The organism is Amycolatopsis sp. NPDC051106 (assembly GCF_040682775.1).
In the GTDB taxonomy this organism is placed as follows: Bacteria; Actinomycetota; Actinomycetes; order Mycobacteriales; family Pseudonocardiaceae; genus Amycolatopsis.
Genome location: NZ_JBFBBQ010000025.1, coordinates 56631 through 82518 on the forward strand (window position 1 = coordinate 56631; position 25888 = coordinate 82518).

Here is a 25888-nt window from a genome sequence, read left to right on the forward strand (position 1 = left end):
CGTCACCTCGGTGGCGGGGTTCTTCCGTTTCGGATCCGGCCGGTCTCAGGGCACAGCCAGGCCGCGCTCCCGCAGCGACTCCTCGACGCGCAGGCGTTCGATCTCGCGGTCCATGCCCTCGGGCAGCTCGGCGAGCCGGTGTGGGACGCCGACCTGGCGGCAGGCCTGCATGAGGAGCTCGTCGTACGCCTGGCGCGTGCCGAAGCGCCGCGCGGCCGGGGTGCCGGACGGGTAGCCGGCCAGCAGGCGGTGCACCCGCCGCAGGTCCGCCGCGACCCGCTCGATCGGCGGACCCACCGGTTGCGGCTTCGCGCGTTTCTCCCGCACCCACCGCAGCACCGCGGGGAACCGCAGCGCGCACCAGAACAACACCGTGGGAGCGATGCAGACCACGGCGAACAGGATCAGGTTCGCGAGGACGCCGCCGGCGCCGGTCATGCACTGATGGTAAGCCCGCGACACGCGCCCGGCCGAGCCTTTTTCCGGGCATCTCGCGTGACTGAGCGGGCATCACGCGTGATTGAGCGCGTGACTCGCGTGACTGAGCGCGTGACTCGCGTGATCAGAGCCGGAACTCGCGAGTTCCGGCCTCAGTCACGCGAGTTACGGCCTTGATCACGCGAGTTCCGGCTTGGATCACGGGAGGTCTGGGGGCGGGGGTTCCTCTTCGGTGAGCCAGAGGACGCCCGCCGGCGGGAGCTGGAGGATCGCCGAGGCCGGCTGGCCGTGCCACGGGTCCTCCGTCGCCTCCACCAGGCCCAGGTTCCCGACGCCCGAACCGCCGTACGCCTCCGCGTCCGTGTTGACCACCTCGCGCCAGCGGCCCGCCGCCGGCAGGCCGACGCGGTAGTCGTGGTGCGGCACGCCCGCGAAGTTCGCCACGCAGGCCAGCCGCGAACCGTCGGCGCCGATGCGCAGGAAGCTCAGCACGTTGCCGCTGGAGTCGTTCGCGTCGATCCAGCGGAAGCCGTCCGGGGACGTGTCCTGGCTGAACAGCGCCGGCGTCGACCGGTACACCGAGTTCAGCGACCGCAGCAGGTCCTGAACCCCGCGGTGCAGCGGCTCGTCCAGCAGGTGCCAGTCCAGCGACCGCTGCTCCGACCACTCCTGCGGCTGGCCGAACTCACCGCCCATGAACAGCAGCTGCTTGCCCGGGTGCGCCCACATGAACGCCAGCAGCGAGCGCAGCCCGGCCGCCTTGTTCCAGGCGTCGCCCGGCATGCGGCCCCACAGGGATCCCTTGCCGTGCACCACTTCGTCGTGCGAGAGCGGCAGCACGAAGTTCTCGCTCCACGCGTACACGAGCGAGAAGGTCATCTCGTTGTGGTGGTACGCGCGGTGGATCGGCTCGTGCGACAGGTACCGGAGCGTGTCGTGCATCCAGCCCATGTTCCACTTGAACCCGAACCCGAGGCCGCCCAGGTGCGTCGGGCGCGTGACGCCCGGCCACGCCGTCGACTCCTCGGCCACCATCACGACACCCGGGTGTCGCTTGTAGACGGTCGCGTTCAGCTCCTGCAGGAACCGCACGGCATCCAGGTTCTCGCGGCCGCCGTACTGGTTCGGCAGCCACTCCCCTTCCTTGCGGGAGTAGTCGAGGTAGAGCATCGAGGCGACGGCGTCGACGCGCAGGCCGTCGAGGTGGAACTCCTCGATCCAGTACAGCGCGTTGGCGACGAGGAAGTTGCGGACCTCGTTGCGGCCGAAGTCGAACACGAGCGTGCCCCAGTCGGGCTGCTCACCGCGGCGCGGGTCCGCGTGCTCGTACAACGCGGTGCCGTCGAACTTCGCCAGCGCCCACGCGTCCCGCGGGAAGTGCGCCGGCACCCAGTCCACGAGCACGCCGATCCCCCGCTGGTGCAGGCGGTCGACGAAGTAGCGGAAGTCGTCCGGGGAGCCGAACCGGGACGTCGGCGCGTAGTACGACGTCACCTGGTAGCCCCACGAGCCGCCGAACGGGTGCTCCGACACCGGCAGCAGCTCCACGTGCGTGAACCCGGTTTCGACCAGGTAGTCACCGAGCTGGTCGGCCAGCTCCCGGTAGTCGAGCCCGGGCCGCCACGAGCCGAGGTGGACCTCGTAGACGCTCATCGGCGCCGCCGCCCACTCGGTCGCTTCGCGCTGGGCGACCCACACGTCGTCGTCCCACAGGTGCGCCGACGTCGTGACGACCGACGCCGTCGCGGGCGGCTGCTCCGTGCCGAACGCCATCGGGTCGGCCTTCTCGTGCCAGTTCCCGTCGGCCCCGAGGATCCGGAACTTGTAGCAGGTGCCGGCCCCGACACCGGGCACGAAGATCTCCCAGACCCCGGACGAGCCGAGCGAGCGCATCGCGTGCCCGCGGCCGTCCCAGCCGTTGAAGTCGCCGATCACGCGGATACCGCGGGCGTTCGGCGCCCAGACCGCGAACGACGTCCCTTCGACGACGCCGCCCGGCGTCTCGTATGAACGGACGTGCGCGCCGAGCGCCTCCCAGAGCCGCTCGTGCCGGCCCTCGCCGATCAGGTGCAGGTCCAGCTCGCCGACCGTGGGCAGCCAGCGGTACGGGTCGTCGGCCGTGACGGAGTGCCCGTCGTAGTCGATCTCCAGCCGGTAGTCGCCGGGGTGCTCGGGCACCGCGACGGCGAACAGGGCGTCGATGACCGGCTCCATCGGGTACCGGTCTTCGCCGCTGACCAGAGCCACGGCCTTCGCGCCGGGCAGCAGCGCCCGGGCCGCGAAGCCCTTGCCCACCGCGTGCACGCCCAGCACCGAGTGCGGGTCGTGGTGCGAGCCGGCCAGCAGCCGGTCGATGTCCGCGGCCGCCGGGGCCGCGGCCGGGAGGCCTTCCGGAACCGCGTTCACGGCGTCATCCCTCTCCGTCGGTGATCCGGGCGATCGAGGCGAGCGGCACGCCCAGCCAGTCGGGCCGGTTCGCGTGCTCGTAGCTCACCTCGTAGACCGCCTTGTCCAGTTCGAAGGCGCGCAGCAGCTCGCCTTGGTCGCGCGGGTCCGCCGCGATCGCGGCGTAGCCCTCGCAGAACGCCGCCCGGTTGCGCTGCGACCACTCCATGGCCCGCTGGGCCAGCGCCGGTTCGTCCGGCTGCCCGACCAGCATCTGCTGGGCCGCGTAGTCGAACGACCTCAGCATGCCCGCCACGTCCCGCAACGGCGACCGCAGCGCGTGGCGCTCCTCCACCGGGGCCGCCGGCTCGCCCTCGAAGTCGATCAGCAGCCAGCCGGTGACCGTCCGCAGCACCTGGCCGAGGTGCAGGTCGCCGTGGATGTACTGCATGGTCACGGAGTCGGCGGGCAGCGTGCGCAGCGTCTCGAACGCGGTCCGCAGCCCCGGGGCGTGCGCGGCCAGCTCCGGCACCCGCCCGGCGACGGCGTCGAGCCGGTCGAGCATCGCCTTCATCGAGCGCTCCAGCTCGTCGGCGTCGACCGGTTCGGTCCCGAGGGCCTCGGCCAGGTCCGCGTGCACCTCGGCCACCGCCCGCCCGAGCCGCTCGGCCTCGCCGGCGAAGTCGCCGCCGACCTCTTCGGCGTGCAGCTCCGGCGCGGCCATCAGGTCGCGGACGCTCGTGGTGGCCATCGCCCAGCCGTCGACCGCGTCCGCGACGAACTGCTGGAGCATGCCGACCGTGGTCGGCTCGCCGTCGAGGTCGCCGGTGATCGAGCCGAGCACCTGCGCGATGTGCTTGCTGCCGACGCCCTGCAGCGCCCGGTGCAGCAGCAGGTCCTTGTTCTTCCCCGGCGTCAGCTTCCGGAACAGCTTGAGGATGTACTGCCCGCCGTAGACCAGGGACGTGTTGCTCTGCTCCGAGGTGATCGGCCGTGCCCGCAGGCCGGTCTCCAGCTCGACGCCGGGCTCGTGCTCGAAGACGAGCGAGCCCACGCGGCCTTCCCGGGCCATCAGGTCCAGCAGCACACCGGTGACGTCGAGGTCGCCGGACGCCTCGTAGGCGTTGAGGTCGCCGACGGCACCGATCCAGCTGGTCGACGAGATCTCCGGCGGGTGCGTCCGCCGGCCCACGAGCAATTGGTAGGGCTCGGACCGATCGCCCTGCTCGACCTCGACGACCACGTGCAGCAGCTGCGGGTCGCCTTCGACCAGCTCGGTCACGCCGAGCGGCCGCACGCCGGTCACCGGCCGGTCCTTGCCGGCGAACCAGCGCTGTTCGGGCAGCCAGCGCACCAGATCGTCGGTCAGGTCGTCGACCAGCTCACGCGGGTCGGACAAGGGACTCACCTCGCTTCGCCTTCGTCTCCCGGGCTCGTCAGCTGGAACCAGTAGAAACCGTGGCCCGGCAGCGTCAGCAGGTACGACAGGTCCCCGATGCTGGGGAACCGCACGCCACCGGTGAGCTCCACCGGCGTGCACCCGCGGTGCGCGGACAGGTCCAGCTCCACCGGCTGCGGGAACCGGGACAGGTTGTTCACGCAGAGCACGACGTCCTCGCCGCCGTCCGGGCGCCGCCACTGGCGCTTGTACGCCAGCACGCTCGGGTTGGACCCGCCGAGGTCGACGAACTCCCCCTCGGCGAACGCGTGGTGCTGCTTGCGCACCTCGATCATCCGCCGGGTCCAGTTGAGCAGCGACGACGCGTTGTTCGACTGCGCCTCGACGTTCAGGCCCTGGTAGCCGTACACCGGGTCCATGATCACCGGCAGGTAGATCCGGCCGGGGTCGCACGAGGAGAACCCGGCGTTGCGGTCCGGGGTCCACTGCATGGGGGTGCGCACCGCGTCGCGGTCTCCGAGCCAGATGTTGTCTCCCATGCCGATCTCGTCACCGTAGTACAGAACGGGCGAGCCCGGCAGGGACAGCAGCATCGCCGTGAAGAGCTCCTGCTGGTTCCGGTCGTTGTCGAGCAGCGGGGCCAGCCTCCGGCGGATGCCGATGTTGGCCTTCATGCGCGGGTCCTTGGCGTACTCCGTGTACATGTAGTCGCGCTCTTCGTCGGTGACCATCTCGAGGGTCAGCTCGTCGTGGTTGCGCAGGAAGATGCCCCACTGGGTACCGCTCGGGATCTCCGGGGTCTGGACGAGGATCTCCGAGATCGGGAACCGCGACTCGCGGCGCACGGCCATGAAGATCCGTGGCATCAGCGGGAAGTGGAACGCCATGTGACACTCGTCGCCGCCGACCGCCGGGTCGCCGAAGTACTCGACGACGTCCGAGGGCCATTGGTTGGCCTCGGCGAGCAGGATCCGCCCCGGGTACTCGTCGTCGACGACCTTGCGGCAGCGCTTGAGGAACTCGTGCGTGCGCGGCAGGTTCTCGCAGTTGGTGCCCTCCTGCTCGAACAGGTACGGCACGGCGTCGAGGCGGAACCCGTCGATGCCCAGGTCGAGCCAGAAGCGCAGGGTGTCGATCATCGCGTTCTGGACGTCGGGGTTCTCGAAGTTCAGGTCGGGCTGGTGGGAGAAGAACCGGTGCCAGTAGAACTGGCCGCGCACCGGGTCGTACGTCCAGTTCGACGTCTCGGTGTCGACGAAGATGATCCGCGCGTCGGCGTAGCGGGAGTCGTCGTCGCTCCACACGTAGTAATCGCCGTACGGGCCGTCCGGATCGCTGCGGGACTGCTGGAACCACGGGTGCGCGTCCGAAGTGTGGTTGAGCACCAGGTCGGTGATCACCCGGATGCCGCGCCGGTGCGCCTCGTTCAACAGGAACACGAAGTCCTCGACGCTGCCGAACTCCGGCAGCACGGCGCGGAAGTCGCTGATGTCGTATCCGCCGTCGCGCAGCGGCGACGCGTAGAACGGCGGCAGCCACAGGCAGTCGATGCCCAGCCAGGCCAGGTAGTCCAGCCGGCCGGCCAGGCCTCTCAGGTCGCCGGTGCCGTCGCCGTTGGAGTCGGCGAACGCGCGCACCAGCACCTCGTAGAACACCGCGCCCTTGAACCACTCCGGGTTGCTCGGCGCCTGCTGCGCCGACCGGAAGTCGCCGGCCTGGGGCTCGACGAGCATGCCGTCGGCGGTCATCGCCTCGCCGGTGTGCGGCACACCCTCGAGCCCGAGTGCCGCGTCGGGGCGGGCTTCCTCCGCCATGTGTTCCACCTCAGTCCCTCGATCCGTTCCCCCGCTAACCGGCGAGCCGCCGCCGGACCGACACCATGTGCGCCACGGCCCGCCAGGGCTCGAGCCGCACGAAGTTCGCCGGGCCCCAGTCCCACGTGTCGCCGGTGACCTCGTCGTGGGCGATCAGCCGCTCGTGCGACTCGAACCCGAGGGCCGCCGTGTCGAGCCACAGCGTGCCTTCCTGCGGCCCGTACGGATCGAGGGTGACGACGGTGACCACGGTGTCGCCGGTCGCCGGGTCCTGTTTGGAGTACGCCAGCAGCGCGTCGTTGTCGACGTGGTGGAAGTGCAGGGTGCGCATCTGCTGCAGCGCCGGGTGCGCGCGGCGGACGGCGTTCAGCTTCGCGATCCACGGCTCCAGCGACCGCCCCTCGGCGAGCGCGCGCTCGAAGTCGCGCGGGCGCAGCTGGTACTTCTCGGAGTCGAGGTACTCCTCGCTGCCCTCGCGGACCGGGACGTGCTCGAACAGCTCGTACCCCGAGTAGACGCCCCACGTCGGCGAGATCGTCGCGGCCAGCGCGGCCCGCAGCGCGAACATGCCGGGCCCGCCGCGCTGCAGCGACTCGTGGAGGATGTCGGGGGTGTTCACGAACAGGTTCGGCCGGCCTTCGTTCCAGTGCTCGCGCAGGTCGATGGCGAAGTCGATCAGCTCCTGCTTGCCGGTCCGCCACGTGAAGTACGTGTAGCTCTGGGTGAAGCCGAGCCGGGCCAGGCCCCACAGCCGCGCCGGGCGGGTGAACGCCTCGGCCAGGAACAGGACGTCCGGGTGGGCGTCCTTCACCGACTGGATCAGCCAGGCCCAGAAGTCCGGCGGCTTGGTGTGCGGGTTGTCGACCCGGAAGATCTTGACCCCGTGGTCGATCCAGACCGTGATGACCCGCAGCATCTCCTCGTAGACGCCCTTGGGGTCGTTGTCGAAGTTGATCGGGTAGATGTCCTGGTACTTCTTCGGCGGGTTCTCCGCGTAGGCGATCGAGCCGTCCGGGCGGGTGGTGAAGAACTCCTGGTTCTTGAGCACCCACGGGTGGTCCGGCGCGGCCTGCAGCGCGAAGTCCAGCGCCACCTCCATGCCCAGCTCTTCCGAGCGGGCGACGAAGGCGTCGAAGTCCTCGAAGGTGCCGAGCTCCGGGTGGATGGCGTCGTGCCCGCCCTCGTCGGACCCGATGGCCCACGGCGAGCCGACGTCGTCGGGCTTGGCGTCGAGGGTGTTGTTGGGGCCCTTGCGGTTCACGCGGCCGATGGGGTGGATCGGCGGCAGGTAGACGACGTCGAAGCCCATCTTCGCGACCCGGTCGAGCGCGGCCGCGGCGGTGGTGAAGGTGCCGTGCACCGGCTTGCCCTCGGCGTCGAGCCCGCCGGTGGAGCGGGGGAACAGCTCGTACCAGGAGCCGAACGCGGCCCGGCGGCGGTCGACCCACAGCTTGTGCGGCTTGCCCTTGGTGATCAGCTCGCGCACCGGGAACTCGTGCATGAGCTGGCGGATCTCGGGCGAGAGCGCGGGCCCGACCCGCTCGGCGAGGCCGCGCCCTTCGTCGCGCAACGCGGCGACCGCGCCGGTCAGCAGCGCTTTCTCCGCCCGGCGGTCCGGGCGGCGCGAGACGCGCTCCAGCAGCCGGGCGCCGTTCTCGAGGTCGTTGGCGAGGTCTTCGGGGCCCTGCCCGGCGGCGACCTTCACCTCGACGTTGTGCTCCCACGTCGCCCAGGGGTCGCCCCACGCGTCGATCCGGTAGGTCCACGTGCCGGTGGTGTCCGGGACGATCACCGCGGCGAACTCGTCGGGGTGATCGGGACCCCGCGGCACCATCCGCGTCTGGCGGGTCAGCCGATCGCCGGGACCGCGCCACGCGACGGTGGCCGCGACGGCGTCGTGACCCTCGCGCCAGACGGTCGCAGTGACCGGGATGTGTTCCCCCACAACGGCTTTGGCCGGATACCGGCCGCAGCTCACGCTGGGGGAGACGTCGTCGATGCCGAGCCGGCCGGTCATGGGCAACGCCCCTCGAAAGTGTGTCGGTTTGTGCGCAGGCGTCGTCAGTCTGCCCGACTCGATCAAGCGCGTTCGAGGCAGGGCTCTCTACCTGTGTACCCACTCGGGTTCGGATGAAACGCTTCCCCCGCAACGAATTTCCGGCAGATGTCCGGCAGGTTAAGCACGCGCCCGCCCCGCCGCCGGACCCTGCCGGGGAATACCCGTACACGAATGGACGACACGCGTACCTGGACAGTCGGCTCGCGTACCTGGACGGTCGGCTCGCGTACCTGGACGGTCGGCTCGCGTACCTGGAGCGTCGGCTCGTGAGCCGACCCTCTGGGTACGCCGTCCGACCCTCTGGGTACGCGAGCCGACTCTCCGGGTACGGGCGTCAGGGGCCGTCGACGTGCTCGGCGGCCAAGCGCGGGGCGCGGAGCAGGAGCAGGGACCGGGACTGCAGCGTCAGCCGGCTCTTGGCCTCCAGCGGGCCCGGGTTGGCCGGGCTGCCGTCCGAAGTGCTCGTGTCGAGCGTCGGCTTGAACGTCTCGCCGTACTCTCGGCCCGGCAGCACCACCTCGGCCGGCTCGTCCCCCGCGTGCAGCCACATCAGCCACGAGTGGTCGGGCACCAGCTCGCCGTCGCGGTTGCGGGCCTGGCTGTTCGAGCCGTCGACCCACATGCCGAGGGTGTGCCGGTCCTCGAACCAGTCGGTCTCGCCGAACTCCTCGCCGTCGGGGCGGAACCAGACCAGGTCCGGTTTGCCGGTCGGCGTCGTCCGGCCTTCGAAGAACTCCGGCTGCCGCAGCGCCGGGCTGTTCGCCCGCAGCCGCACGACCCGGCGGGCGAAGGCCAGCATGGCCTCCGCCTCGGGCTCCTCCGGCGTCCAGTCCAGCCAGGACGTCTCGTCGTCGAGGCAGTACGCGTTGTTGTTGCCGCCCTGGGTCCGCCAGAACTCGTCACCCGCGGTGATCATCGGGGTGCCGGTGGACAGCAGCAGCGTGGCGAACATGTTGCGGACCTGCCGCGCGCGCAGGTCGCGGATCGCCGGGTCGGCCGTGCCGCCCTCGGCGCCGTGGTTCCACGAGCGGTTGTCGTTGCCGCCGTCGCGGTTGTCCTCGCCGTTGGCTTCGTTGTGCTTTTCGTTGTAGGACACCAGGTCCCGCAGCGTGAAGCCGTCGTGGGCGGTGACGAAGTTGATCGACTGCCACGGCCGGCGCAGGTTGTGGTCGTAAAGGTCCGACGAGCCGGACAGCCGGTAGGCGAGGTCCCGCACGCCGGTCGCGCCGCGCCAGAAGTCCCGCACGGTGTCGCGGTAGCGGCCGTTCCACTCCGCCCACTGGGCGCCGAAGCCGCCGACGCGGTAGCCCTCGCCGGTCGCGTCCCACGGCTCCGCGATCAGCTTGCAGCGCGAGAGCACCGGGTCGGTCGTGATCGCGGTGAGCAGGGTCGACGCCGGGTCGAACACGCCGCCGCGGGCCCGGCCGAGCGTGCTGGCCAGGTCGAAGCGGAAGCCGTCGACGCCCAGCTCCTGCGTCCAGTACCGCAGCGAGTCGGTGACCAGCCGGACCACGGTCGGCGAGCCGGCCTCCAGGGTGTTGCCGCAGCCGGTGATGTCGGCCATGTGCCCGCGCTCGGTGTGCAGGTAGTACACCGGCGCGTTCAGCCCGCGGAAGCTCAGCGTCGGCCCGTCCGGGCCGCCCTCGCAGGTGTGGTTGAACACGACGTCGACGATCACCTCGATGCCGGCCGCGTGCAGGGCGGCCACCATCAGCCGGAACTCCTCGACCTCGTGGCCCGGCTCGCTGGCGTAGGCGGCGTGCGGCGCGAAGAAGCCGAGCGGCGAGTACCCCCAGTAGTTGTGCCGCCCGGCCCGGACCAGCGACGGCTCGTCGAGGAACGAGTGCACCGGCAGCAGCTCCACCGACGTGACGCCGAGCCGGGTCAGGTACTCGATGGCCACCGGGTGGGCCAGGCCGAGGTAGGTGCCGCGCAGCGCCTCCGGGATGAACGGGTGCTGCTGCGTGAAGCCCTTGACGTGCAGCTCGTAGATCACCGCCTCCTCGAACGGGACCTCGGGCTTGACCCCGGTGTCCGGCCCGCCCGGCGAGGACACCACCGACAGCGGCACGCTGCCCAGCGAATCCACTGTGGACATCGGGCCGCGCTCGGGGTCGCCGGTGAAGCCCTGCGCCGCGGCCAGGTCGGTCAGGCCGCCGGTGATCTGCCGGGCGTACGGGTCGAGGAGCAGTTTGTGCGGGTTGCAGCGGAGGCCGCGGGCCGGGTCGTACGGGCCGTGGATCCGGTAGCCATACCGCTGCCCCGGCGTCACCCCGGGCACCAGGCCGTGCCAGACGCCGAAGGTGCGTTCGGTCAGCGCGATCCGGCGTTCGGACCCGTCGGCGTCGATCAGGCACAGGTCGACCGCGTCCGCGACGGCGGAGGTGATCGCGAACCGCACCCCGCCGGCCTCCGGGTGGGCGCCGAGGGGAAACGGGCGTCCGGCGCGGACGTGCTGGGTCGAGGGTCGTGTGGCCATTCCTGAATCGTCCCAGATCCGGGTCACATCCCGCTCGGCGTACCGGCCGGTTACCGGGTTTCGACCAGAACGAAACTGTCCGGCGGCAGGACCGCGGCGCCTCCGTCCACGGCGGCTCCGGCCCAGGTGAGCAGGGTTTCCGTGGCGCCGAGCGGGAGCGTGACCTCGCCGGACCCGAAGTTGACGGCCAGCCGGAGCCCGCCGCGGTGCAGCACGAGCCACGAGCCGTCCGGCGCGGCGTCCACCCGCAGGTCGGCGACGCGGGGACCGGCCAGTGCGGAGTGCTCGCGGCGCAGCCGGATGAGCGTCCGGTACAGCTCGAGCATCTCCCGGTGGCCGGGCGTGTCCACTTCGGTCCAGTCGAGCCGCGAACGCTCGGCCGTCGCCGGGTCCATCGGGTCGGGCACGTCGGACTCGCCCCAGCCGTGCCGGGCGAACTCGCGACGGCGGCCCGTACGCACGGCCTCGGCCAGCTCCGGGTCCGGGAAGGAGGCGAAGAACTGCCACGGCGTGCTCGCCGCCCACTCCTCCCCCATGAACACCATCGGCGTGAACGGCGAGCAGAACAGGACGGCCGCGCCGCAGGCCAGCCGGTCGCGCGAGACGGTCGCGGAGAGCCGGTCGCCGGTCGCGCGGTTGCCGATCTGGTCGTGGTTCTGCAGGTAGGCGAGGAAGCGGTGGCCCGGCACGGTCCGGGTGTCGACCGGGCGGCCGTGGGTCCGCTCGCGGAACGACGACCAGGTCCCGGCGTGGAAGAACACCTCGCGCAGCACCCGCTCGACGGCGTCCTGCGCCGCGAAGTCCGTGTAGTAGCCCGACGTCTCGCCGGTGAGCTTGACGTGCAGGGCGTGGTGGAAGTCGTCCGACCACTGGGCGTGCAGGCCGTAGCCGCCGCGCTCGCGGGCCGTGACGAGCTTCGGGTCGTTCAGATCGGACTCGGCGATCAGCGTCAGCGGCCGGTTCAGCGCCGCCGACAGCTCCTCGACCTCGACCGCGAGCTGCTCGAGCAGGTGGACCGCCCGCCGGTCGAGCAGCGCGTGCACGGCGTCCAGGCGCAGCGCGTCGACGTGGAAGTCGCGGAACCAGCTCAACGCGTTGTCGAGCACGTACCGGCGGACCTCGTCCGAGCCGGCGCCGTCGAGGTTGAGCCCGGGGCCCCAGTCGTTCTGCCCGGCGAAGTACGGCCCGAAGCGGTCGAGGTACGCCCCCGACGGCCCGAGGTGGTTGTAGACGACGTCGAGCACGACGGCCAGGCCGCGCGCGTGGGCCGCGTCGACGAACCGCTTGAAGCCGTCGGGGCCGCCGTAGGGCTCGTGGACCGCGCCCCAGAGGACGCCGTCGTAGCCCCAGCCGGTGGTGCCGTCGAAGGAGTTGACCGGCAGCAGCTCGACGTGGGTGATGCCGAGCTCGACGAGGTGGTCGAGCCGGTCGATGGCCGCGTCGAAGGTGCCGCCCTCGGCAAAGGTCCCGATGTGCAGTTCGTAGAGGACCGCGCCGGGCAGCTGACGGCCGTGCCACGCGTCGTCCGTCCACTCGAACTCGCCGTGGTCGTAGACGCGCGACTCCTGGTGGACGCCGTGGGGCTGCCACCGCGACCGCGGATCGGGCAGGCGGTCGTCCGAGTCGTCGAGGAGGAAGGCGTAGTTGACGCCGTCGGCTTCGGCGTGCCACCAGCCGCCGTCGCCGGCGGTCATCTCGTGCACCCCGGCGTCGACGCTCACCCGGACCCGGCGGGCCGCGGGGGCCCACACGCTGAACTTCATGCGTCTCCTCGCACCAGCAACGCCACGGGGTACCGCTCGAACAGGGTGGCCACGTCGCCGGCGGCGTCGCGGCCGGTCAGGACGTCGGTCCAGACGCCCGCCGGCAGCGGCAGCACGGTGTCGCGCCAGCCGCCGGCGGCCTCGAGCCCGACCGGCAGCCGGGTCACCGCCACGGCGAGGCCGGCGCTGCGCGTGTACGCCAGGACGTGCTCGGCGGCCGCGCCCTCGGCCCGCAGCGGCCGGTAGCCGCGGAACAGCGCCGGGTGTTCCCGGCGCAGCCGCAGCGCCTTGTGCACGACGAGCAGCTTCGCCGCGCCCGACGCGTCGATCTCCGGCAGCTCGCCGTCGATGACCCGGGCCAGGATTTCGCGCCGGACCGCGTAGTCGACCGGACGGCGGTTGTCCGGGTCGACCAGCGAGAAGTCCCACAGCTCGGTGCCCTGGTAGACGTCCGGGACGCCGGGCGCGGTCAGCTGCACCAGCTTCTGGCCGAGGGAGTTGACGTAGCCGGGCCGCTCGATGCGTGAGACGAACGCCTCGACGTCCGACGCCAGCTCGGCGTCGCCCATGACGTCTTCGGGCCAGGCCGCGACGTCGGCCTCGAACGCCTCGTCGTGGCTGGTCCAGCTGGTCCGGAGCTTGGCCTCCTTGGCCGCCTTGTCGAGGTAGTCCCGCAGGCGGGCGGGCTCGATCGGCCAGGTCGCGACCAGGGTCTGCCAGGCCAGGAGGTTCAGCGACGGCTCGTCGATCCCGCGCCGCGCGGTCCACCGGCGGACGGCCTCGGCGAACTCGCCGGGCACCTCGGAAAGGACCGCCATCCGCGCGCGGGTGTCCTCCGAGCGCTTGGTGTCGTGCGTGGTCAGCGTCGTCATCGCGGCCGGGTGGCCGGCTTCGCGCTCGGCCGCCAGGCGGTGGAACTCCTCGACGCCGAGGCCGAACCGGTCGGGGTTGCCGCCGACCTCGTTGAGCGCGGCGAAGCGGGTGTAGCGGTAGAACGTCGTGTCCTCGGTGCCCTTGGCCACGACCATGCCGGACGTCTGCTGGATCCGGGTGGCCAGCTCGCCGCCGGGGTTCTTCCGCACGTACGCGTCGAGGACGAGCAGCGCGTCGGCGAGGTCGGGCCGGGCCTGCCGGGCCCCGTCGATCGCGGCCGTCCAGTGCGCCGCGCCTTCCGGGAGGTAGGAGCGGTAGACGGGGAAGGCGATCATCGTCTCGGCCACTGCCTGCCGGGCTTGCTCCGGATCGACGCCGGGCAGCAGCGCCGCGATCCGCCGGACCTCGGCGACCAGGATGTGGTCGGTCACCAGGCGCCGAGCCTCGGCCTCGACGCGGTGGTAACCGGTCTTCACGCCCAGTTCCGTGGCCAACGCGGTGTAGTCGGGCTCGGCGGCCGGGTCGACGAAGACGCCGGCGATCTCACGCAGGGCGTCGTAGCCGGTGGTGCCGTCGACCGGCCAGCTCTGCGGCAGCGGCTCGCCCGGGTGCAGGATCTTCTCCGCGACGATCCACGCGTCCGGCGCGTTCTCGCGCAGCCGCCGGAAGTACCCGCCCGGGTCGGCGAGGCCGTCCGGGTGGTCGACGCGCAGGCCGGTGACGTCGCCGTCGGCGACCCAGCGCAGGACCTCCCCGTGCGTCTCGGCGAACACCGTCGGGTCCTCGACGCGGACCGCGGCGAGGTTCGTGATGTCGAAGAACCGGCGGTAGGTGAGCTCCGCGTTGCCGCGCTGCCAGCCGATCAGCCGGTAGTGCTGACGCTCGTGGACCTCTTGCGGCGTCCCGCCTTCCGTGCCGGGGGCGAGCGGGAAGCGGTGGTCGTAGTAGGCGAGTTCGCCGCCGTCGACGGTCAGCTCGGCGACCGCGTCGTCGTCGCCGAGCACCGGCAGCAGGAGCGGACCGCGGTCCCAGTCGATGTCGAAGTAGGACGCGTACTCGGACTCGCGGCCGTGGGTGAGCACGTCCCACCACCACCGGTTGACCTTCGGCACCTCGACCGACATGTGGTTCGGCACGATGTCGACGACCAGGCCGAGCCCGAGCTCCTTCAGCAGCGTGCTGAGCTCCTGCCGGGCCGATTCGCCACCCAGCGCCGGCCGCGCGCGCGTCGCGTCGACGACGTCGTAGCCGTGGGTCGAGCCGGGCGCCGCGTCCAGCACCGGCGACGCGTAGAGCGCGCCGATGCCCAGGTCGCGCAGGTAGCCGGCGATACCGGCGGCGTCGCTGAAGGGGAACTCCGGGCGCAGCTGCACCCGGTAGGTCGACTCCGGCACCGTCATGCGGGCTCCGTCCGCTGCAGCACGATCAGGGACCGGGCGGGCAGGGTGAACTGGCCGCCGCCTTCGATGGGTTTCGCGTCGAGGGGCTCCACCTCGCCCGCCGCGGTGTCCACCACGACGGTCCAGGCCTGGCCGTAGCCGTTGCCCGGGAGCTTGGCGTCGATGTCCTCGAAGTGCGCGTTGAACGCGAGCAGGAACGAGTCGTCCTCGACGTGCATCCCGCGCGGGTCGAGGTCCGGGATCGCCTGGCCGTTGAGGAAGACGACAACCGCCTTGCCGAAGCCGTCGTCCCAGTTCTGCTCGGTCATCTCCTCGCCGGCCGGGGTGAACCAGGCGATGTCGCCGAGCTTGTCGCCCTTGCCGACCGGGCCGCCCTGGAAGAAGCGGCGGCGGCGGAACACCGGGTGCCGGTGGCGGAACGCGCTCAGGCCGCCGGTGAACCGGACCAGGTCGGCGTGCTCGGTGGCCAGCTCCCAGTCCATCCAGGACAGCTCGGAGTCCTGGCAGTAGACGTTGTTGTTGCCCTGCTGGGTGCGGCCGAACTCGTCGCCGTGCAGGATCATCGGCACGCCCTGGGAGAGCATCACCGTGGCCAGCATGTTGCGCTGCTGGCGGACGCGCAGCTCGTTCACCTCGGGGTCGTCGGTCTCGCCCTCGACCCCGCAGTTCCACGACCGGTTGTCGTCGGCGCCGTCACGGCCGTCTTCGCCGTTCGCCTCGTTGTGCTTTTCGTTGTAGGACACCAGGTCCCGCAGCGTGAAGCCGTCGTGGGCGGTGACGAAGTTGATCGACGCGAACGGGCGGCGGCCGTCGTCCTGGTAGAGGTCCGAGGAGCCGGTGATCCGCGACGCGAACTCGCCGAGCGTCGAGGGTTCGCCGCGCCAGAAGTCGCGGACGGTGTCGCGGTACTGCCCGTTCCACTCCGTCCACAGCGGCGGGAAGTTGCCGACCTGGTAGCCACCGGGGCCGACGTCCCACGGTTCGGCGATCAGCTTCACCTGGCTCACGATCGGGTCCTGCTGCACGAGGTCGAAGAACGTGGACAGCCGGTCGACGTCGTAGAACTCGCGCGCCAGCGCCGAGGCGAGGTCGAAGCGGAAGCCGTCGACGTGCATCTCCGTCACCCAGTACCGCAGTGAGTCCATGATCAGCTGCAGGGTGTGCGGGTTGCGCACGTTCAGCGAGTTGCCGGTGCCGGTGTAGTCCATGTAGTACTCGGGCTCCCCCTCCACCAGCCGGTAGTAGGCCTCGTTGTCGATGCCCCGCATCGACAGCGTCGGCCCGAGGTGGTTGCCCTCCGCGGTGTGGTTGTAAACCACGTCGAGGATCACTTCGATGCCGGCCTCGTGGAAGGCCTTCACCATGCCCTTGAACTCCTGGACCTGGCCGCCCTCGCCGGGCATCGCGGCGTAGGCGTCGTGCGGGGCGAAGTACCCGATCGTGTTGTAGCCCCAGTAGTTCGTGAGCCCCTTCTCCTCCAGGCCGTGGTCGGAGACGAACTGGTGCACCGGCAGCAGCTCCACCGCCGTCACGCCGAGTTTCTGCAGGTGCTCGACGACGGCGGGGTGCGCCATCCCGGCGTACGTGCCCCGCAGCGCCTCGGGCACGAACGGGTGGTTCACCGTCATGCCCTTGACGTGGGCTTCGTAGATCACCGTCTCGTTGTACGGCCGCTTCGGCTGGCGGTCGTTGCCCCAGTCGAAGAACGGGCTCGCCACCAGCGAGTACGGCACCCGGCCGGCGGAGTCGTCGTCGTTGCGCTCCTCCGGGTTGTCGAACTTGTACCCGAACAGCGACTCGTCCCATTTCACGCCGTGCGAGACGGCCTTCGCGTACGGGTCGATGAGCAGCTTGTTCGGGTTGCAGCGCAGCCCGCGGGCCGGGTCGTACGGGCCGTGGACGCGGAAGCCGTACCGCTGTCCGGGGCCGACGTTGAGCAGGTAACCGTGGTGGACGAAGCCGTCCACCTCTTCGAGCGCGTACCGCGTCTCGTTGCCCTCGGCGTCGAACAGGCACAGTTCGACGCGCTCGGCCACCTCGGAGAACAGGGCGAAGTTCGTCCCGACTCCGTCGTAGGTGGCGCCGAGCGGGTAGGGCGTTCCGGGCCAGGGCCGCACTGGGTTCTCCTCGAGCTTTCGCAGGTTGTGCCGGGTGTCCGTGCTGACGGACGGGAATCGCGTGCCGTGGGGTACCCGTTACCCGGGCAGGGGACGCGCCGCCGCCAGCGGCGCGACCGCGGCGCGCACCCCCTCGGCGGTGAAGAAGCCGTCGACACTGACGGGGAGGGGGATCCGCCAGTTAGGGTACTGGTCGACCGTCCCGGGCAGATTCGGCTGCCGTACCTGGCCCGCGACGTCGGCCGGGGAGGTCAGCACCAGCCGCGACGCGGCCTTCGCGAGCAGCGTGTGCAGCGCGACGACCATGTCGTCGGCCGGAATCCCTTCGCGCGCAAGGAGTTCTCGCAGCGCTTGGCGTTCCGCGGCGGCCGCTTCTTCTTCGGCTTCGACGCCCCGGTCCAGCAGCCCCAGCTCGGCCCGGATCCGGACGTGCTCGCCCTCGAGCCAGCCGGAGACCGTCGGCAGGTCGTGCGTGGAGATACTGGCCATGGCCTCCGGATCCCACCCGTCCGGGCGGGTGAACGGCTTGCCCGGCGCGTCCCAGTCGCGTTCGAACCACAGGACGGCCGAGCTGAGCATGCCGCGCTCGTGCATGGTCTCGGTGACGGTCTCCTCGACGGTGCCGAGGTCCTCCCCCACCACGACCGCGCCGGCCCGGTGCGCCTCGAGCGCGAGCACGCCGACCATGGCCTCGGCGTCGTAGTGGACGTAGGTGCCGCGGTGCGCGGGCTCGCCCGGCGGGATCCACCACAGCCGCCAGAGCCCGGCGATGTGGTCGACGCGGATGCCGTCGGCGTAGCGCAGGACGCCACGGATGACGTCCCGGAACGGCGCGTACCCGGCTTCGGCGAGCTTGTCCGGCCGCCACGGCGGCAGGTTCCAGTCCTGTCCCTGCTGGTTGAAGGCGTCCGGCGGCGCACCGACGCGGACGTCGGCGGCGAAGACGTCCCGCACCGCCCAGGTGTCGGCCCCGCCGGGGTGCACGCCGACGGGCAGGTCGTGCACGATCCCGACGGTCATCCCGGCGTCGCGCGCGGCTTCGCGGGCCGTTTCCAGCTGCGTCCGGCAGAGGTGCTGCAGCCAGGCGTGGAAGCCGACGCGCTCCTTCAGCTCCCCGCGGGCCTTCTCGACCTCGGGCCCGGCCGGGTCTCGCAGGGGCTCCGGCCACTCCCGCCAGTCGGCGCCGTGCTGTTCGGCGAGGGCGCAGAAGAGGGCGAAGTCTTCGAGGTCGGCGTCCCTCGGCAGGTCTTCTACGCGGTGCGGCCACAGCAGCTCGAGGGCGGCGCGCTTCGCCGTCCAGACCTTGTCGTAGTCGATGAGCTCGCCGTCGCGGTCCGGGACCAGCGACTCGACCGCCTCCCGTGTCGCCGCGTCGGCCCGCGCGAACGTCTCGGTGGCGGTGACGCGCAGGTAGATCGGGTTGGCGAACCGGCGGCTCGCGGGCGAGTACGGCGACCGTTCGACGGGGTGGGCGGGGCTGAAGGCCTGCACGGGGTTGACCAGCAGCACGCCGGCGTCCAGTTCCGAGGCCGAGCGGGCGGCGAAGGCCGCGAGGTCGGCGTAGTCGCCGATGCCCCAGGAGCCGGCCGAGTGCAGGGCGTAGAGCTGCAGCATCCAGCCCCAGGCGGGCGGGACGTCCGGCAGCTTCGCGGGCACGACGGCGAGCACGACGTCCTGGCCGGCGGTGACGACCCGGTGCCAGCCGAGCGGCAGGTCGGCGGGGAGCTCGCCGTGCACGGCCCGCCGGCTCCCGTCTTCGAGGACGACCTCGGCGTCTCCCGGCAGCGGCCGGCCGGTGCCCTCCTTCAGCACGATCGTCGGCGGCAACCGGTCGGGAGCCGGTTCGGCCAGCGCTTCGGCGATGGCGTCGTCACTGGTGGCGTCGACGCCGAACTGCCCCAACACGGCGACGACGACGTCGTCTTCGACTTCGACCCACTCCTGGTCGGCGTTCTCGTACCGGGTGGCGACGCCGTGGCGGTCGGCGAGCTGGTGCAGGGCGCTGCGGGCGGGGATCTCGTCGGGCACGGGACCAGCATTCCGGTGCCGGGCCGTTCCCGCCATCTGCGCGGGGCGACGTCACTCAGGAGCCGGGCGGCACCTACGGCGTGGCGGACCGGACCCGGACCCGGACCGCGCGAGATCGCCTCACTCCGGACTCTTCCGCGCCCGTCCCGCGAACAGCAGCGCCGCGCCGGCCGACAGCATCACCACGCTCGCCACGACGTGCAGCGACGGCGGCAGCAGGTGCAGCTGGACGAACCAGCTCGGCGAGTGCGCGCAGAGCAGGCGGTTGAGCAGCCCGCCGCCGCCTTGCACGACCAGGAGGATCCCGAGCAGCTCGGTCATCGCCGCACCTCGCGGGCCGGCTCGCGCTTGCCGAAGAGCCCTTCCCAGACCGGCCCGGTCGCCAGCCAGATCGCCGCCAGCACCCCCAGCCGCGGGAACCAGCCCCACAGCGGCGCGACCTGCTCCGGCGTGCCGATCGCGTGGATCGCCACCAGCAGCGCCAGCGCGGCCAGCCCGCAGGCCAGCACGCACTTGCCGAACTCGCGCCACTCGTGGCGCAGCTTCTCCCGCCCGTACCGCTTGGGCGGCGGGGGCGGCCCGCCGGCGAACCGGTGCGCGAACCGCGCGTCGGCCCAGCGGACCATGCTCGGCCCGAACACGACGCTGAAGCCCAGGTAGACGGCGGCGAGACCGTGGGTGAAGTTCGCCTTCGCCCCACCGGCCAGGTCGATCACCGTCGCCACCAGCACCACGACGTCGACCACCGGCACCATGGCGAGCAGCACCGCCGACGCCCGCCGGGCGTGCAGCGCGTAGCGCACCGCCAGCCCGGCCACGATGAACACCCAAAACCCGATTTCCCCGGCCGCGATCACGGCGGCCATCGGATTCTCCGCGAGGAACTTCCCGATCTCGTTCACATTCCGACCTTCGCCCGGGCGGGCGCCCGGGCGCGTCGTCAATGAGCACGACGCCGCGTCATCACTTCGTAGGACGCGGACCCGCCACGCGACGTGATCAGATGATCGCGTGCACCTCCCACGCCTGCGCTCGCTCCCGGTGTGGCAGCAGGACGGCTTGATCGCGCTGACCACCTGGCTGGTCGGCTTCCTGGTCTACGCGGCCGGGATCCACCGGCTGCTGGCGGGGTTCGACCACGCGCCGTTGTGGGTGCGGCTGCTGGAGCTGACGGCGTTGTCCGGCCTCGAGCTCCTTCGCCGGTGGGTGCCCGGCGCGCTCCTGCTGGCGACGGCCGTGCTGGCGGTGGACATCGCGCTGAGCCCGTCGCTGCCGGTGATGATCGTCTTCACCGACTTCCTCTACGCCGCGACTTTGTACGGTTCGCGGCGGACGAGCCGGGTGATGATCGGCGTCGCCGCCGCGGCGGTGGTCGTCGTGCTGGCCGCGGTGCTGGTGGTGGCGGAGCAGTGGCGCACGGCGGTGCTGGCCGGGCTGGGTGTCCTGCCCTTCGTGCTGACACCGGTGTGGTGGGCGGCGAACGTCCGGCAGCAGCGCGACATCGCCGAGACGGAACGGGCGAACGCCGGGCAGCTGGCGAAGATCGCGGAGCTGGACAGGCGGGCGGCGGTGGCCGCCGAACGCGGGCGGCTGGCCCGCGACCTGCACGACGTGATCGCCGGGCACCTGTCGGCGATCGCGATCCAGTCGGAGGCGGCGCTGTCGCTGCCGGACCCGAAGCTGGCGAAGACGGTGCTGGAGTCGGTGCGGGAGAACAGCGTCAGCGCGCTGGACGAGATGCGCGCGATGATCGGCCTGCTCAAGGCCGAGGGCGGCGACGCGGAGACGACCGCGCCGGCGCGGCTGGCGGACCTGTCCAAGCTGGTGGAGTCGGCGCGGGCGAGCGGGCTGGAGGTGCGCGTCGGGTCCACAGTGGACGAAGTGCCGCTGCCGACGGCGGTCGACCTGACCGCGTACCGGATCGCGCAGGAAGCACTGACCAACGCGGTGAAGCACGCGCCGGGCGGGCGGGTGGACGTCGACCTCCGCTACGTCGACGGCGTTCTGGCGGTCGAGGTCCGCAACGACGTCCACCACCGCCACGCGCCCCCGGCCGACGGCTCCGGCACGGGTCTGCTGAACATGCGCGAACGCGCGGACGCGGTCGGCGGCACGCTGACCGCGGGCCCGGCCGGGGGTGGCTGGCTGGTCCGCGCGGAGCTGCCGGTGGGAGGCACGACGTGAGGGAGACGACACCGTCTCCGGCGAGGAGGACCCCGTGACCGTCAAAGTCCTGGTCGCCGACGACCACAGCGCCATCCGGTCCGGCCTGATCATGATCCTCGACAACGCCGAGGGCATCCAGGTCGTCGGCGAGGCCGCCGACGGCGCCGCCGCCGTGCGCCAGGCCCGCGCGCTGCGGCCGGACGTCACGCTGATGGACGTCCGGATGCCGGGCACCGACGGCATCGCCGCCACCCGCGAACTGGTCGCCGAAGGGCTCACCGAAGTGCTGGTGCTGACGACGTTCGACCTCGACGAGTACGTGCACGCCGCGCTGCGGGCCGGTGCCGCCGGGTTCCTGCTCAAGTCCGTCGCGGCGCCCCGGCTGATCGAAGCGGTGAAGCTGGTCGCGGCCGGCGAAGGGGTGCTCGCCCCGCAGGTCACGCGCCGCCTGATCACCGCGTTCGCCGCGAGCACCCGCGACCCGGCGCCCGCCCCGCACGGCCTCGGCGATCTGACCGAGCGCGAGCGCGAAGTCCTCGGCTGTCTCGGCGCGGGCCTGTCCAACGCCCAGATCGGCTCCCGCTTGCACATCGGCGAGACCACGGTGAAGACGCACGTCTCCCGCGTGCTGACCAAACTGGATCTGCGCTCCCGCGTCCAGGCGGCGATCCTCGCCCAGGAGACCGGGCTGGCCGGGGAAACCTGACCCGGGCCGTTCTGCGAAAACGTCCGTGACCTTCTAACTTCTCCTCATGGGTGTGCGGAGAACGTTGAACGTGGACGACGTCCTGAAGCGCCAGGACTCGGGGGAGCTCAAACGGCGGCTGCGCGGGCGCGACCTGGTCGGGTTCGGCGTCGGGATCATCATCGGCACCGGCATCTTCACCCTGGCGGGCGTCGAGGCGAAGACGCACGCCGGGCCCGCGGTGACGCTGTCGTTCGTGCTCGGCGCGGTCGTCGCGGGGCTCGCGGCGCTCTGCTACGCCGAGCTCGCCTCCAGCGTCCCGACGGCCGGAAGTGCTTACACGTACGCTTTCGCCACCCTCGGCGAGGTGTTCGCCTGGATCATCGGCTGGGACCTGCTCCTGGAGTTCGCGCTCGGCGCCGCCGTGGTGTCGCGCGGCTGGTCCGGCTACCTCGCCAACCTGCTCGGGCTGTCGCCGGAGTGGTTCGGCGAGGACGCGAAGGTGAACGTCGGGGCGGTGCTGATCATCGCGGTGCTGACCGTCGTCGCCGTGCTGGGCATCAAGGAGTCGGCCTGGCTGACCAACCTGCTCGTCTGCGTGAAGGTCGCCGTCTGCGTGCTCGTGCTGGCGGTCGGCCTGTTCTTCGTCAAGGGCGCGAACCTGACGCCGTTCATCCCGCCGGCCCAGGCGCCTGCAGCCGGGACGACGGTGCTGGAGCAGCCGATCGTCCAGGCCGCGCTCGGCCTGGAGCAGTCGGTCTACGGCATCGCCGGGATGATCACCGCCGCCGCGGTCGTCTTCTTCGCCTACACCGGTTTCGAAGCGCTCGCGAACCTCGGCGAGGAGACGCTGAACCCGCGCAAGGACCTCCGGGTCGGCATCCTCGGCGCGCTCGGCGTGTGCGCACTCCTCTACATCGGCGTGTCGATCGTGCTGACCGGCATGATCCCGTTCACCGACATCGACACGGGCGCGCCGCTGGCCGACGCGTTCGACCGGGTCGGCCAGCACTGGGTGGGCGCGCTGATCTCGCTCGGCGCGGTGACCGGGCTGACGTCGGTGATGATGGTCGAGCTCGTCACGATCGGGCGGATCGGCTTCGCCATGGGCCGCGACGGCCTGCTGCCGAAGGCGCTCGGCCGCACCCACCCGAAGTGGGGCACGCCGCACCGGATGACCATCGGCGGCGCCGCGCTGATCGCCGTGCTGGCCGCGTTCATCCCGATCTCCGAGCTGGCCGACATGGTGAGCATCGGCGCGCTGTCGGCGATGATCATCGTGGCCGTCGCGGTGCCGGTACTGCGCCGCCGCCGTCCCGACCTGGATCGGCCGTTCTCCGTGCCGTTCTCGCCGGTGGTCCCGATCCTGGCGGCGCTGGCGTGCCTGTACCTGATGCTCAACCTCAACGTGCTCACCTGGATCCGGTTCGCCGTGTGGCTGGCGATCGGCCTGGTCATCTACTTCGCCTACGGCCGCCGCCATTCGCGGTTCGCGCCCGGGAACGCCGAGGTCAGTCCCAAAACGACGGGGTGAGGCCGGCGACGCGGGCCGCCTCGCGCGTCACGGCGACCTGGTCGGTGTCGACGACCACCAGCACGCCGAGCCCGGCCAGCGCCGCGGCCACCCACTCGACGGGCTGGTCGTGGATGCCGTTGTCCCCGAACGACGCGTAAGTGTCCACAACGGACAGCAGGGTGCCTTCCGCGCCGATGCGGACGCCCGCCACGAGCACGAAGTGGCCGCCCCGCGGACGCCAGCGGGACGTCCACAGTGGCGGGACGCCGGTGTCGAGGTAGTCGAGCAGCGCGCGTTCCGGCGTGTCGTGGGCACCGAGCTCGGCACCGTCGATCCGGGCGATCACCGCGACGCGCGGCACGTCCCACAGGCCGACCAGCAGGTCGAAGAGCGTCTCGCCGGTCCACTCCCCCGTCACCGGCACCGCGGCGAGGGCCCCGCCCGACAACGCGCCGACGGCCGTCGCCAGCCCGGAAACCCGCGTCCCCGCGGCGGCCGGGTCGTCGACGAGCGGCACGGCCAACCGGAACTCCGGCCGGCCCGCCTCCCCTGGCGGGCGCACGACGGGGCCGCGAACGGTCCCCGCGGCCACCGCGACGACGTCCTGATCGAGCACGTCGAGCCCGGCCGCGCGCAGCGCCGCGAGCCCGCAGAACGCGGCGGCCAGGCCGTCCTTCTGGGGCAGCTCCGCCTGGGCGACTGAGGCCAGCCGGGCCCCGCCCGGCAGCCACCGCACCCCGGACAGGTCGAGCTGCCCGCCGTCGATCCCCGAAGACATCGGTCCTCTCAGCGGCTTCCCGGATTCGTCACGGTCATCTTCCCAGCCTCACCGCCGCGACCGGTGGGCGCGTTCGCCTGCCCCCGCCGGGTCGGACGCCCGGCGCGACCGGTGGGCCGTGCGTTCGCCGGGTCACGGCGGAGTCGTGCGCCACCGCGTCGGTCATGGTCGCCCGCCTCCCGCTGCCCCGGCTGAGTATCCCCGTCGGGGACGACGGAGGCCATCACGATCCGGCCGCCGGCACGCCCCCGCCCTTCCCTGGGGGGCGGCCCCGCTCCAGCGTATCGGCGAGGCCCGACGAAAAGCCCGGGAAGGCGGCCAGGGGGCCGTTTGGACGGCGGGTCGTGACGCCATGAATGAGTCATTCACGGCGTCGGACGAGGTGAATGACTCATTCACTGCATCGGCGCGGCCGCAGACCGAGCCGAGCGAGCCCCAGCCGAAGCATCCGAGGCCGACCAGCCGAACCGAGCCACGCCCACCCCAGCTCGACCACACCCGGCCCCGGCTCACCCGTCACCCCGGCGGCTCCGGCGCCGGGCGTCCCGGCTCGTCGCGGCTTCGCAGCGCCACCCCGGCCACCACCGCCAGCGTCCCCAGGGCCTCCGGCCACGAAGGCACCTGGGCCAGCAGCACGAACCCCATCACCCCCGCCGTGACCGGCAGCAGCGCCAGCAGCACCGCGAAGCGCGCCTGCCCCAGCCGGCGCAGCACCACCTGGTCGAGCGCGTACGGCACCACCGTCGACAGCACCCCCACGCCGATCCCCAGCAGCAGCATCCGTGGTGAAGACCACACCTCGCCCGTCCCGAAGGCCAGCGGGGACAGCACCACCGTCGCCGCCGCGAAGCCGATCGCCAGGCTGTCGATGCCCGATCCCTCGGCCGAGGCCACCCGCTTGCCCAGGACGATGTAGCCCGCCCAGGCCGCCGCCGCGCCCAAGGCGAACACGACGCCCAGAACGGACCCCGACAGCTGGACGTCCGCGATCGCCACCACCCCGCACGCCACCAGGACCACCGCCAGCACGTCCCGCAGCGACCGGGAGCCGACCGCGGCCACCAGGACCGGGCCGAGGAACTCCATCGCCACCACCGTCCCCAGCGGGAGCCGGGCGATCGCCTCGTAGAAGAGCACGTTCATGCCCGCCGTCACGATGCCGAACGCGATCGCCAGGGCCAGCCGGCGGCCGCGCCAGGCCGCCCTCCCCGGGCGGCGCCAGGCCAGGAGGACCACCGCCGCGCCGAGGCAGCGCAGCCACGCCACCCCGGCGGGGGTCGCGTGGCCGAAAAGCCCGACCGCGATGGCCGCGCCGGCGTACATGGAAATTCCGCTGAGAACGAACAACAGCGGGGCGGGTACCGCGGAAAGCCTCCTCGGCGAAGTCAGCGTGCTCACGACCCCATGGTGCCTGACCACGGAAAATGTGACTCTCCGGGTATTCGTCTCCTGCATTGCGGGATGCGGTTACGGCATCCGGGGTAAATCGGCGTGACTCAGGTCCCACCGGCGCGGGAACACTTGCGAGCCGCGAAACGTCTGGAAGAGTGGAAGCACGAACACCGCGGAGCCGAGGGCGATCGCCGCCAGCGGCATCAGTCCCGAAGTGGGCGTAGCTGGATCGATGGCACCGGGCGACCGGTGCCGGGACGGAGGGAGACCCCCATGACAACGCCGACGCTCACCCGCCCCGAACTGACCGCCGCCGACCGCTGTGACCGGTGCGGAGCAGCAGCTCAGGTACGAGCCATCCTCAAGGGTGGCGAACTGCTCTTCTGCGGGCACCACGCCCGCGAGCACGAGGCCAAGCTCAAGGAACTGTCCGCCGACATCCAGCGGTAACCACCCCGAAACGCCGAAGGCGGCCGGTGCGCACAGGCACCGGCCGCCTTCGCATTTCTGAAACCTGCTCAGTCTGCAACTTGCAAAGTGCGTGGCGAATATCACGGTAAGGCCGCGAAAGACGCCTATTCCGGACACGAAACCGG

The 25888-nt window shown here is 71.7% G+C and carries 18 protein-coding genes; 4 read left to right on the forward strand and 14 right to left on the reverse strand.

Annotated features, from left to right (window positions below; all coding sequences use genetic code 11):
* Positions 1 to 45: 45 nt before the first annotated feature.
* The 12 genes from AB0M83_RS20485 to AB0M83_RS20540 form a co-directional block, all read right to left on the reverse strand.
* Positions 46 to 438, reverse strand: a complete 393-nt coding sequence (locus AB0M83_RS20485) for a hypothetical protein (protein WP_364519187.1) — start codon at positions 436 to 438, stop codon at positions 46 to 48.
* Between the two features lie 198 nt (positions 439 to 636).
* The gene (gene glgB / locus AB0M83_RS20490) at positions 637 to 2844 is read right to left on the reverse strand and encodes a 1,4-alpha-glucan branching protein GlgB (RefSeq protein ID WP_364519189.1); all 2208 of its coding nucleotides are present in this window, start codon (positions 2842 to 2844) and stop codon (positions 637 to 639) included.
* A 4-nt stretch (positions 2845 to 2848) separates the two neighbouring features.
* Positions 2849 to 4222, reverse strand: coding sequence for an aminoglycoside phosphotransferase (locus AB0M83_RS20495; RefSeq protein ID WP_364519191.1), 1374 nt, complete (start codon positions 4220 to 4222; stop codon positions 2849 to 2851).
* A 5-nt stretch (positions 4223 to 4227) separates the two neighbouring features.
* Complete coding sequence (treS, locus tag AB0M83_RS20500; RefSeq protein ID WP_364519193.1) at positions 4228 to 6036, reverse strand: maltose alpha-D-glucosyltransferase; 1809 nt, start codon at positions 6034 to 6036, stop codon at positions 4228 to 4230.
* Between the two features lie 34 nt (positions 6037 to 6070).
* Positions 6071 to 8053, reverse strand: a complete 1983-nt coding sequence (locus AB0M83_RS20505; protein WP_364519194.1) for a maltotransferase domain-containing protein — start codon at positions 8051 to 8053, stop codon at positions 6071 to 6073.
* A gap of 376 nt (positions 8054 to 8429) precedes the next feature.
* Positions 8430 to 10574 (reverse strand): glycogen debranching protein GlgX, encoded by a 2145-nt coding sequence (glgX, locus tag AB0M83_RS20510; RefSeq protein WP_364519196.1) that lies wholly within the window; start codon positions 10572 to 10574, stop codon positions 8430 to 8432.
* 50 nt (positions 10575 to 10624) lie between these two features.
* Positions 10625 to 12337, reverse strand: a complete 1713-nt coding sequence (gene treZ / locus AB0M83_RS20515) for a malto-oligosyltrehalose trehalohydrolase (protein WP_364519198.1) — start codon at positions 12335 to 12337, stop codon at positions 10625 to 10627.
* Entirely contained in the window at positions 12334 to 14610 is a 2277-nt protein-coding gene (treY, locus tag AB0M83_RS20520; protein ID WP_364519201.1) for a malto-oligosyltrehalose synthase, read from the reverse strand. Before treY ends, treZ begins: the two co-directional genes overlap by 4 nt.
* Entirely contained in the window at positions 14607 to 16727 is a 2121-nt protein-coding gene (glgX, locus tag AB0M83_RS20525; RefSeq protein WP_364519203.1) for a glycogen debranching protein GlgX, read from the reverse strand. The genes treY and glgX (AB0M83_RS20525) overlap by 4 nt, the downstream gene beginning before the upstream one ends.
* Before the next feature lie 78 nt (positions 16728 to 16805).
* Positions 16806 to 18755, reverse strand: coding sequence for a 4-alpha-glucanotransferase (gene malQ, locus AB0M83_RS20530; protein ID WP_364519205.1), 1950 nt, complete (start codon positions 18753 to 18755; stop codon positions 16806 to 16808).
* Positions 18756 to 18875: 120 nt separating this feature from the next.
* On the reverse strand, positions 18876 to 19076 hold the full coding sequence (locus tag AB0M83_RS20535; protein WP_364519207.1) for a hypothetical protein: 201 nt from the start codon (positions 19074 to 19076) through the stop codon (positions 18876 to 18878).
* Positions 19073 to 19657 (reverse strand): hypothetical protein, encoded by a 585-nt coding sequence (locus tag AB0M83_RS20540; RefSeq protein WP_364519209.1) that lies wholly within the window; start codon positions 19655 to 19657, stop codon positions 19073 to 19075. The genes AB0M83_RS20535 and AB0M83_RS20540 overlap by 4 nt, the downstream gene beginning before the upstream one ends.
* Positions 19658 to 19766: 109 nt before the next feature.
* Here AB0M83_RS20540 and AB0M83_RS20545 point away from each other — a divergent pair, with 109 nt between their 5' ends.
* The 3 genes from AB0M83_RS20545 to AB0M83_RS20555 are packed head-to-tail and all read left to right on the forward strand — an operon-like array spanning position 19767 to position 23140.
* On the forward strand, positions 19767 to 20939 hold the full coding sequence (locus tag AB0M83_RS20545) for a histidine kinase (protein WP_364519211.1): 1173 nt from the start codon (positions 19767 to 19769) through the stop codon (positions 20937 to 20939).
* A 34-nt stretch (positions 20940 to 20973) separates the two neighbouring features.
* Positions 20974 to 21627, forward strand: a complete 654-nt coding sequence (locus AB0M83_RS20550; protein WP_364519213.1) for a response regulator transcription factor — start codon at positions 20974 to 20976, stop codon at positions 21625 to 21627.
* A 46-nt stretch (positions 21628 to 21673) separates the two neighbouring features.
* Positions 21674 to 23140 carry an amino acid permease gene (locus AB0M83_RS20555; RefSeq protein WP_364519215.1) on the forward strand — a complete coding sequence of 489 codons (1467 nt, stop codon included), beginning with the start codon at positions 21674 to 21676 and terminating at the stop codon, positions 23138 to 23140.
* Here the strand turns inward: AB0M83_RS20555 and AB0M83_RS20560 are convergent.
* Positions 23118 to 23900: a hypothetical protein gene (locus AB0M83_RS20560; RefSeq protein WP_364519217.1), complete on the reverse strand. Its 783-nt coding sequence runs from the start codon at positions 23898 to 23900 to the stop codon at positions 23118 to 23120. The two genes, AB0M83_RS20555 and AB0M83_RS20560, sit on opposite strands and share 23 nt — an antisense overlap.
* Before the next feature lie 516 nt (positions 23901 to 24416).
* A complete protein-coding gene (locus tag AB0M83_RS20565) occupies positions 24417 to 25223 on the reverse strand; it encodes an EamA family transporter (protein WP_364519268.1) in 807 nt (268 codons plus the stop codon).
* Positions 25224 to 25565: 342 nt separating this feature from the next.
* Between AB0M83_RS20565 and AB0M83_RS20570 the strand changes: the two genes are divergently transcribed.
* Complete coding sequence (locus AB0M83_RS20570; protein ID WP_284745229.1) at positions 25566 to 25742, forward strand: hypothetical protein; 177 nt, start codon at positions 25566 to 25568, stop codon at positions 25740 to 25742.
* The last annotated feature ends 146 nt before the right edge of the window (positions 25743 to 25888 follow it).

Bases quoted from the DNA above. Each gene is read 5' to 3' on its own strand.
- treZ (WP_364519198.1), bottom strand. From the start codon at position 12,337: ATGAAGTTCAGCGTGTGGGCCCCCGCGGCCCGCCGGGTCCGGGTGAGC.
- glgX (WP_364519196.1), bottom strand. From the start codon at position 10,574: ATGGCCACACGACCCTCGACCCAGCACGTCCGCGCCGGACGCCCGTTT.
- AB0M83_RS20535 (WP_364519207.1), bottom strand. From the start codon at position 19,076: ATGACCGAGCTGCTCGGGATCCTCCTGGTCGTGCAAGGCGGCGGCGGG.
- treS (WP_364519193.1), bottom strand. From the start codon at position 6,036: ATGGCGGAGGAAGCCCGCCCCGACGCGGCACTCGGGCTCGAGGGTGTG.
- AB0M83_RS20555 (WP_364519215.1), top strand. From the start codon at position 21,674: ATGGGTGTGCGGAGAACGTTGAACGTGGACGACGTCCTGAAGCGCCAG.
- AB0M83_RS20560 (WP_364519217.1), bottom strand. From the start codon at position 23,900: ATGTCTTCGGGGATCGACGGCGGGCAGCTCGACCTGTCCGGGGTGCGG.
- AB0M83_RS20565 (WP_364519268.1), bottom strand. From the start codon at position 25,223: ATGTACGCCGGCGCGGCCATCGCGGTCGGGCTTTTCGGCCACGCGACC.
- treY (WP_364519201.1), bottom strand. From the start codon at position 14,610: ATGACGGTGCCGGAGTCGACCTACCGGGTGCAGCTGCGCCCGGAGTTC.
- AB0M83_RS20485 (WP_364519187.1), bottom strand. From the start codon at position 438: ATGACCGGCGCCGGCGGCGTCCTCGCGAACCTGATCCTGTTCGCCGTG.
- AB0M83_RS20505 (WP_364519194.1), bottom strand. From the start codon at position 8,053: ATGACCGGCCGGCTCGGCATCGACGACGTCTCCCCCAGCGTGAGCTGC.
- AB0M83_RS20570 (WP_284745229.1), top strand. From the start codon at position 25,566: ATGACAACGCCGACGCTCACCCGCCCCGAACTGACCGCCGCCGACCGC.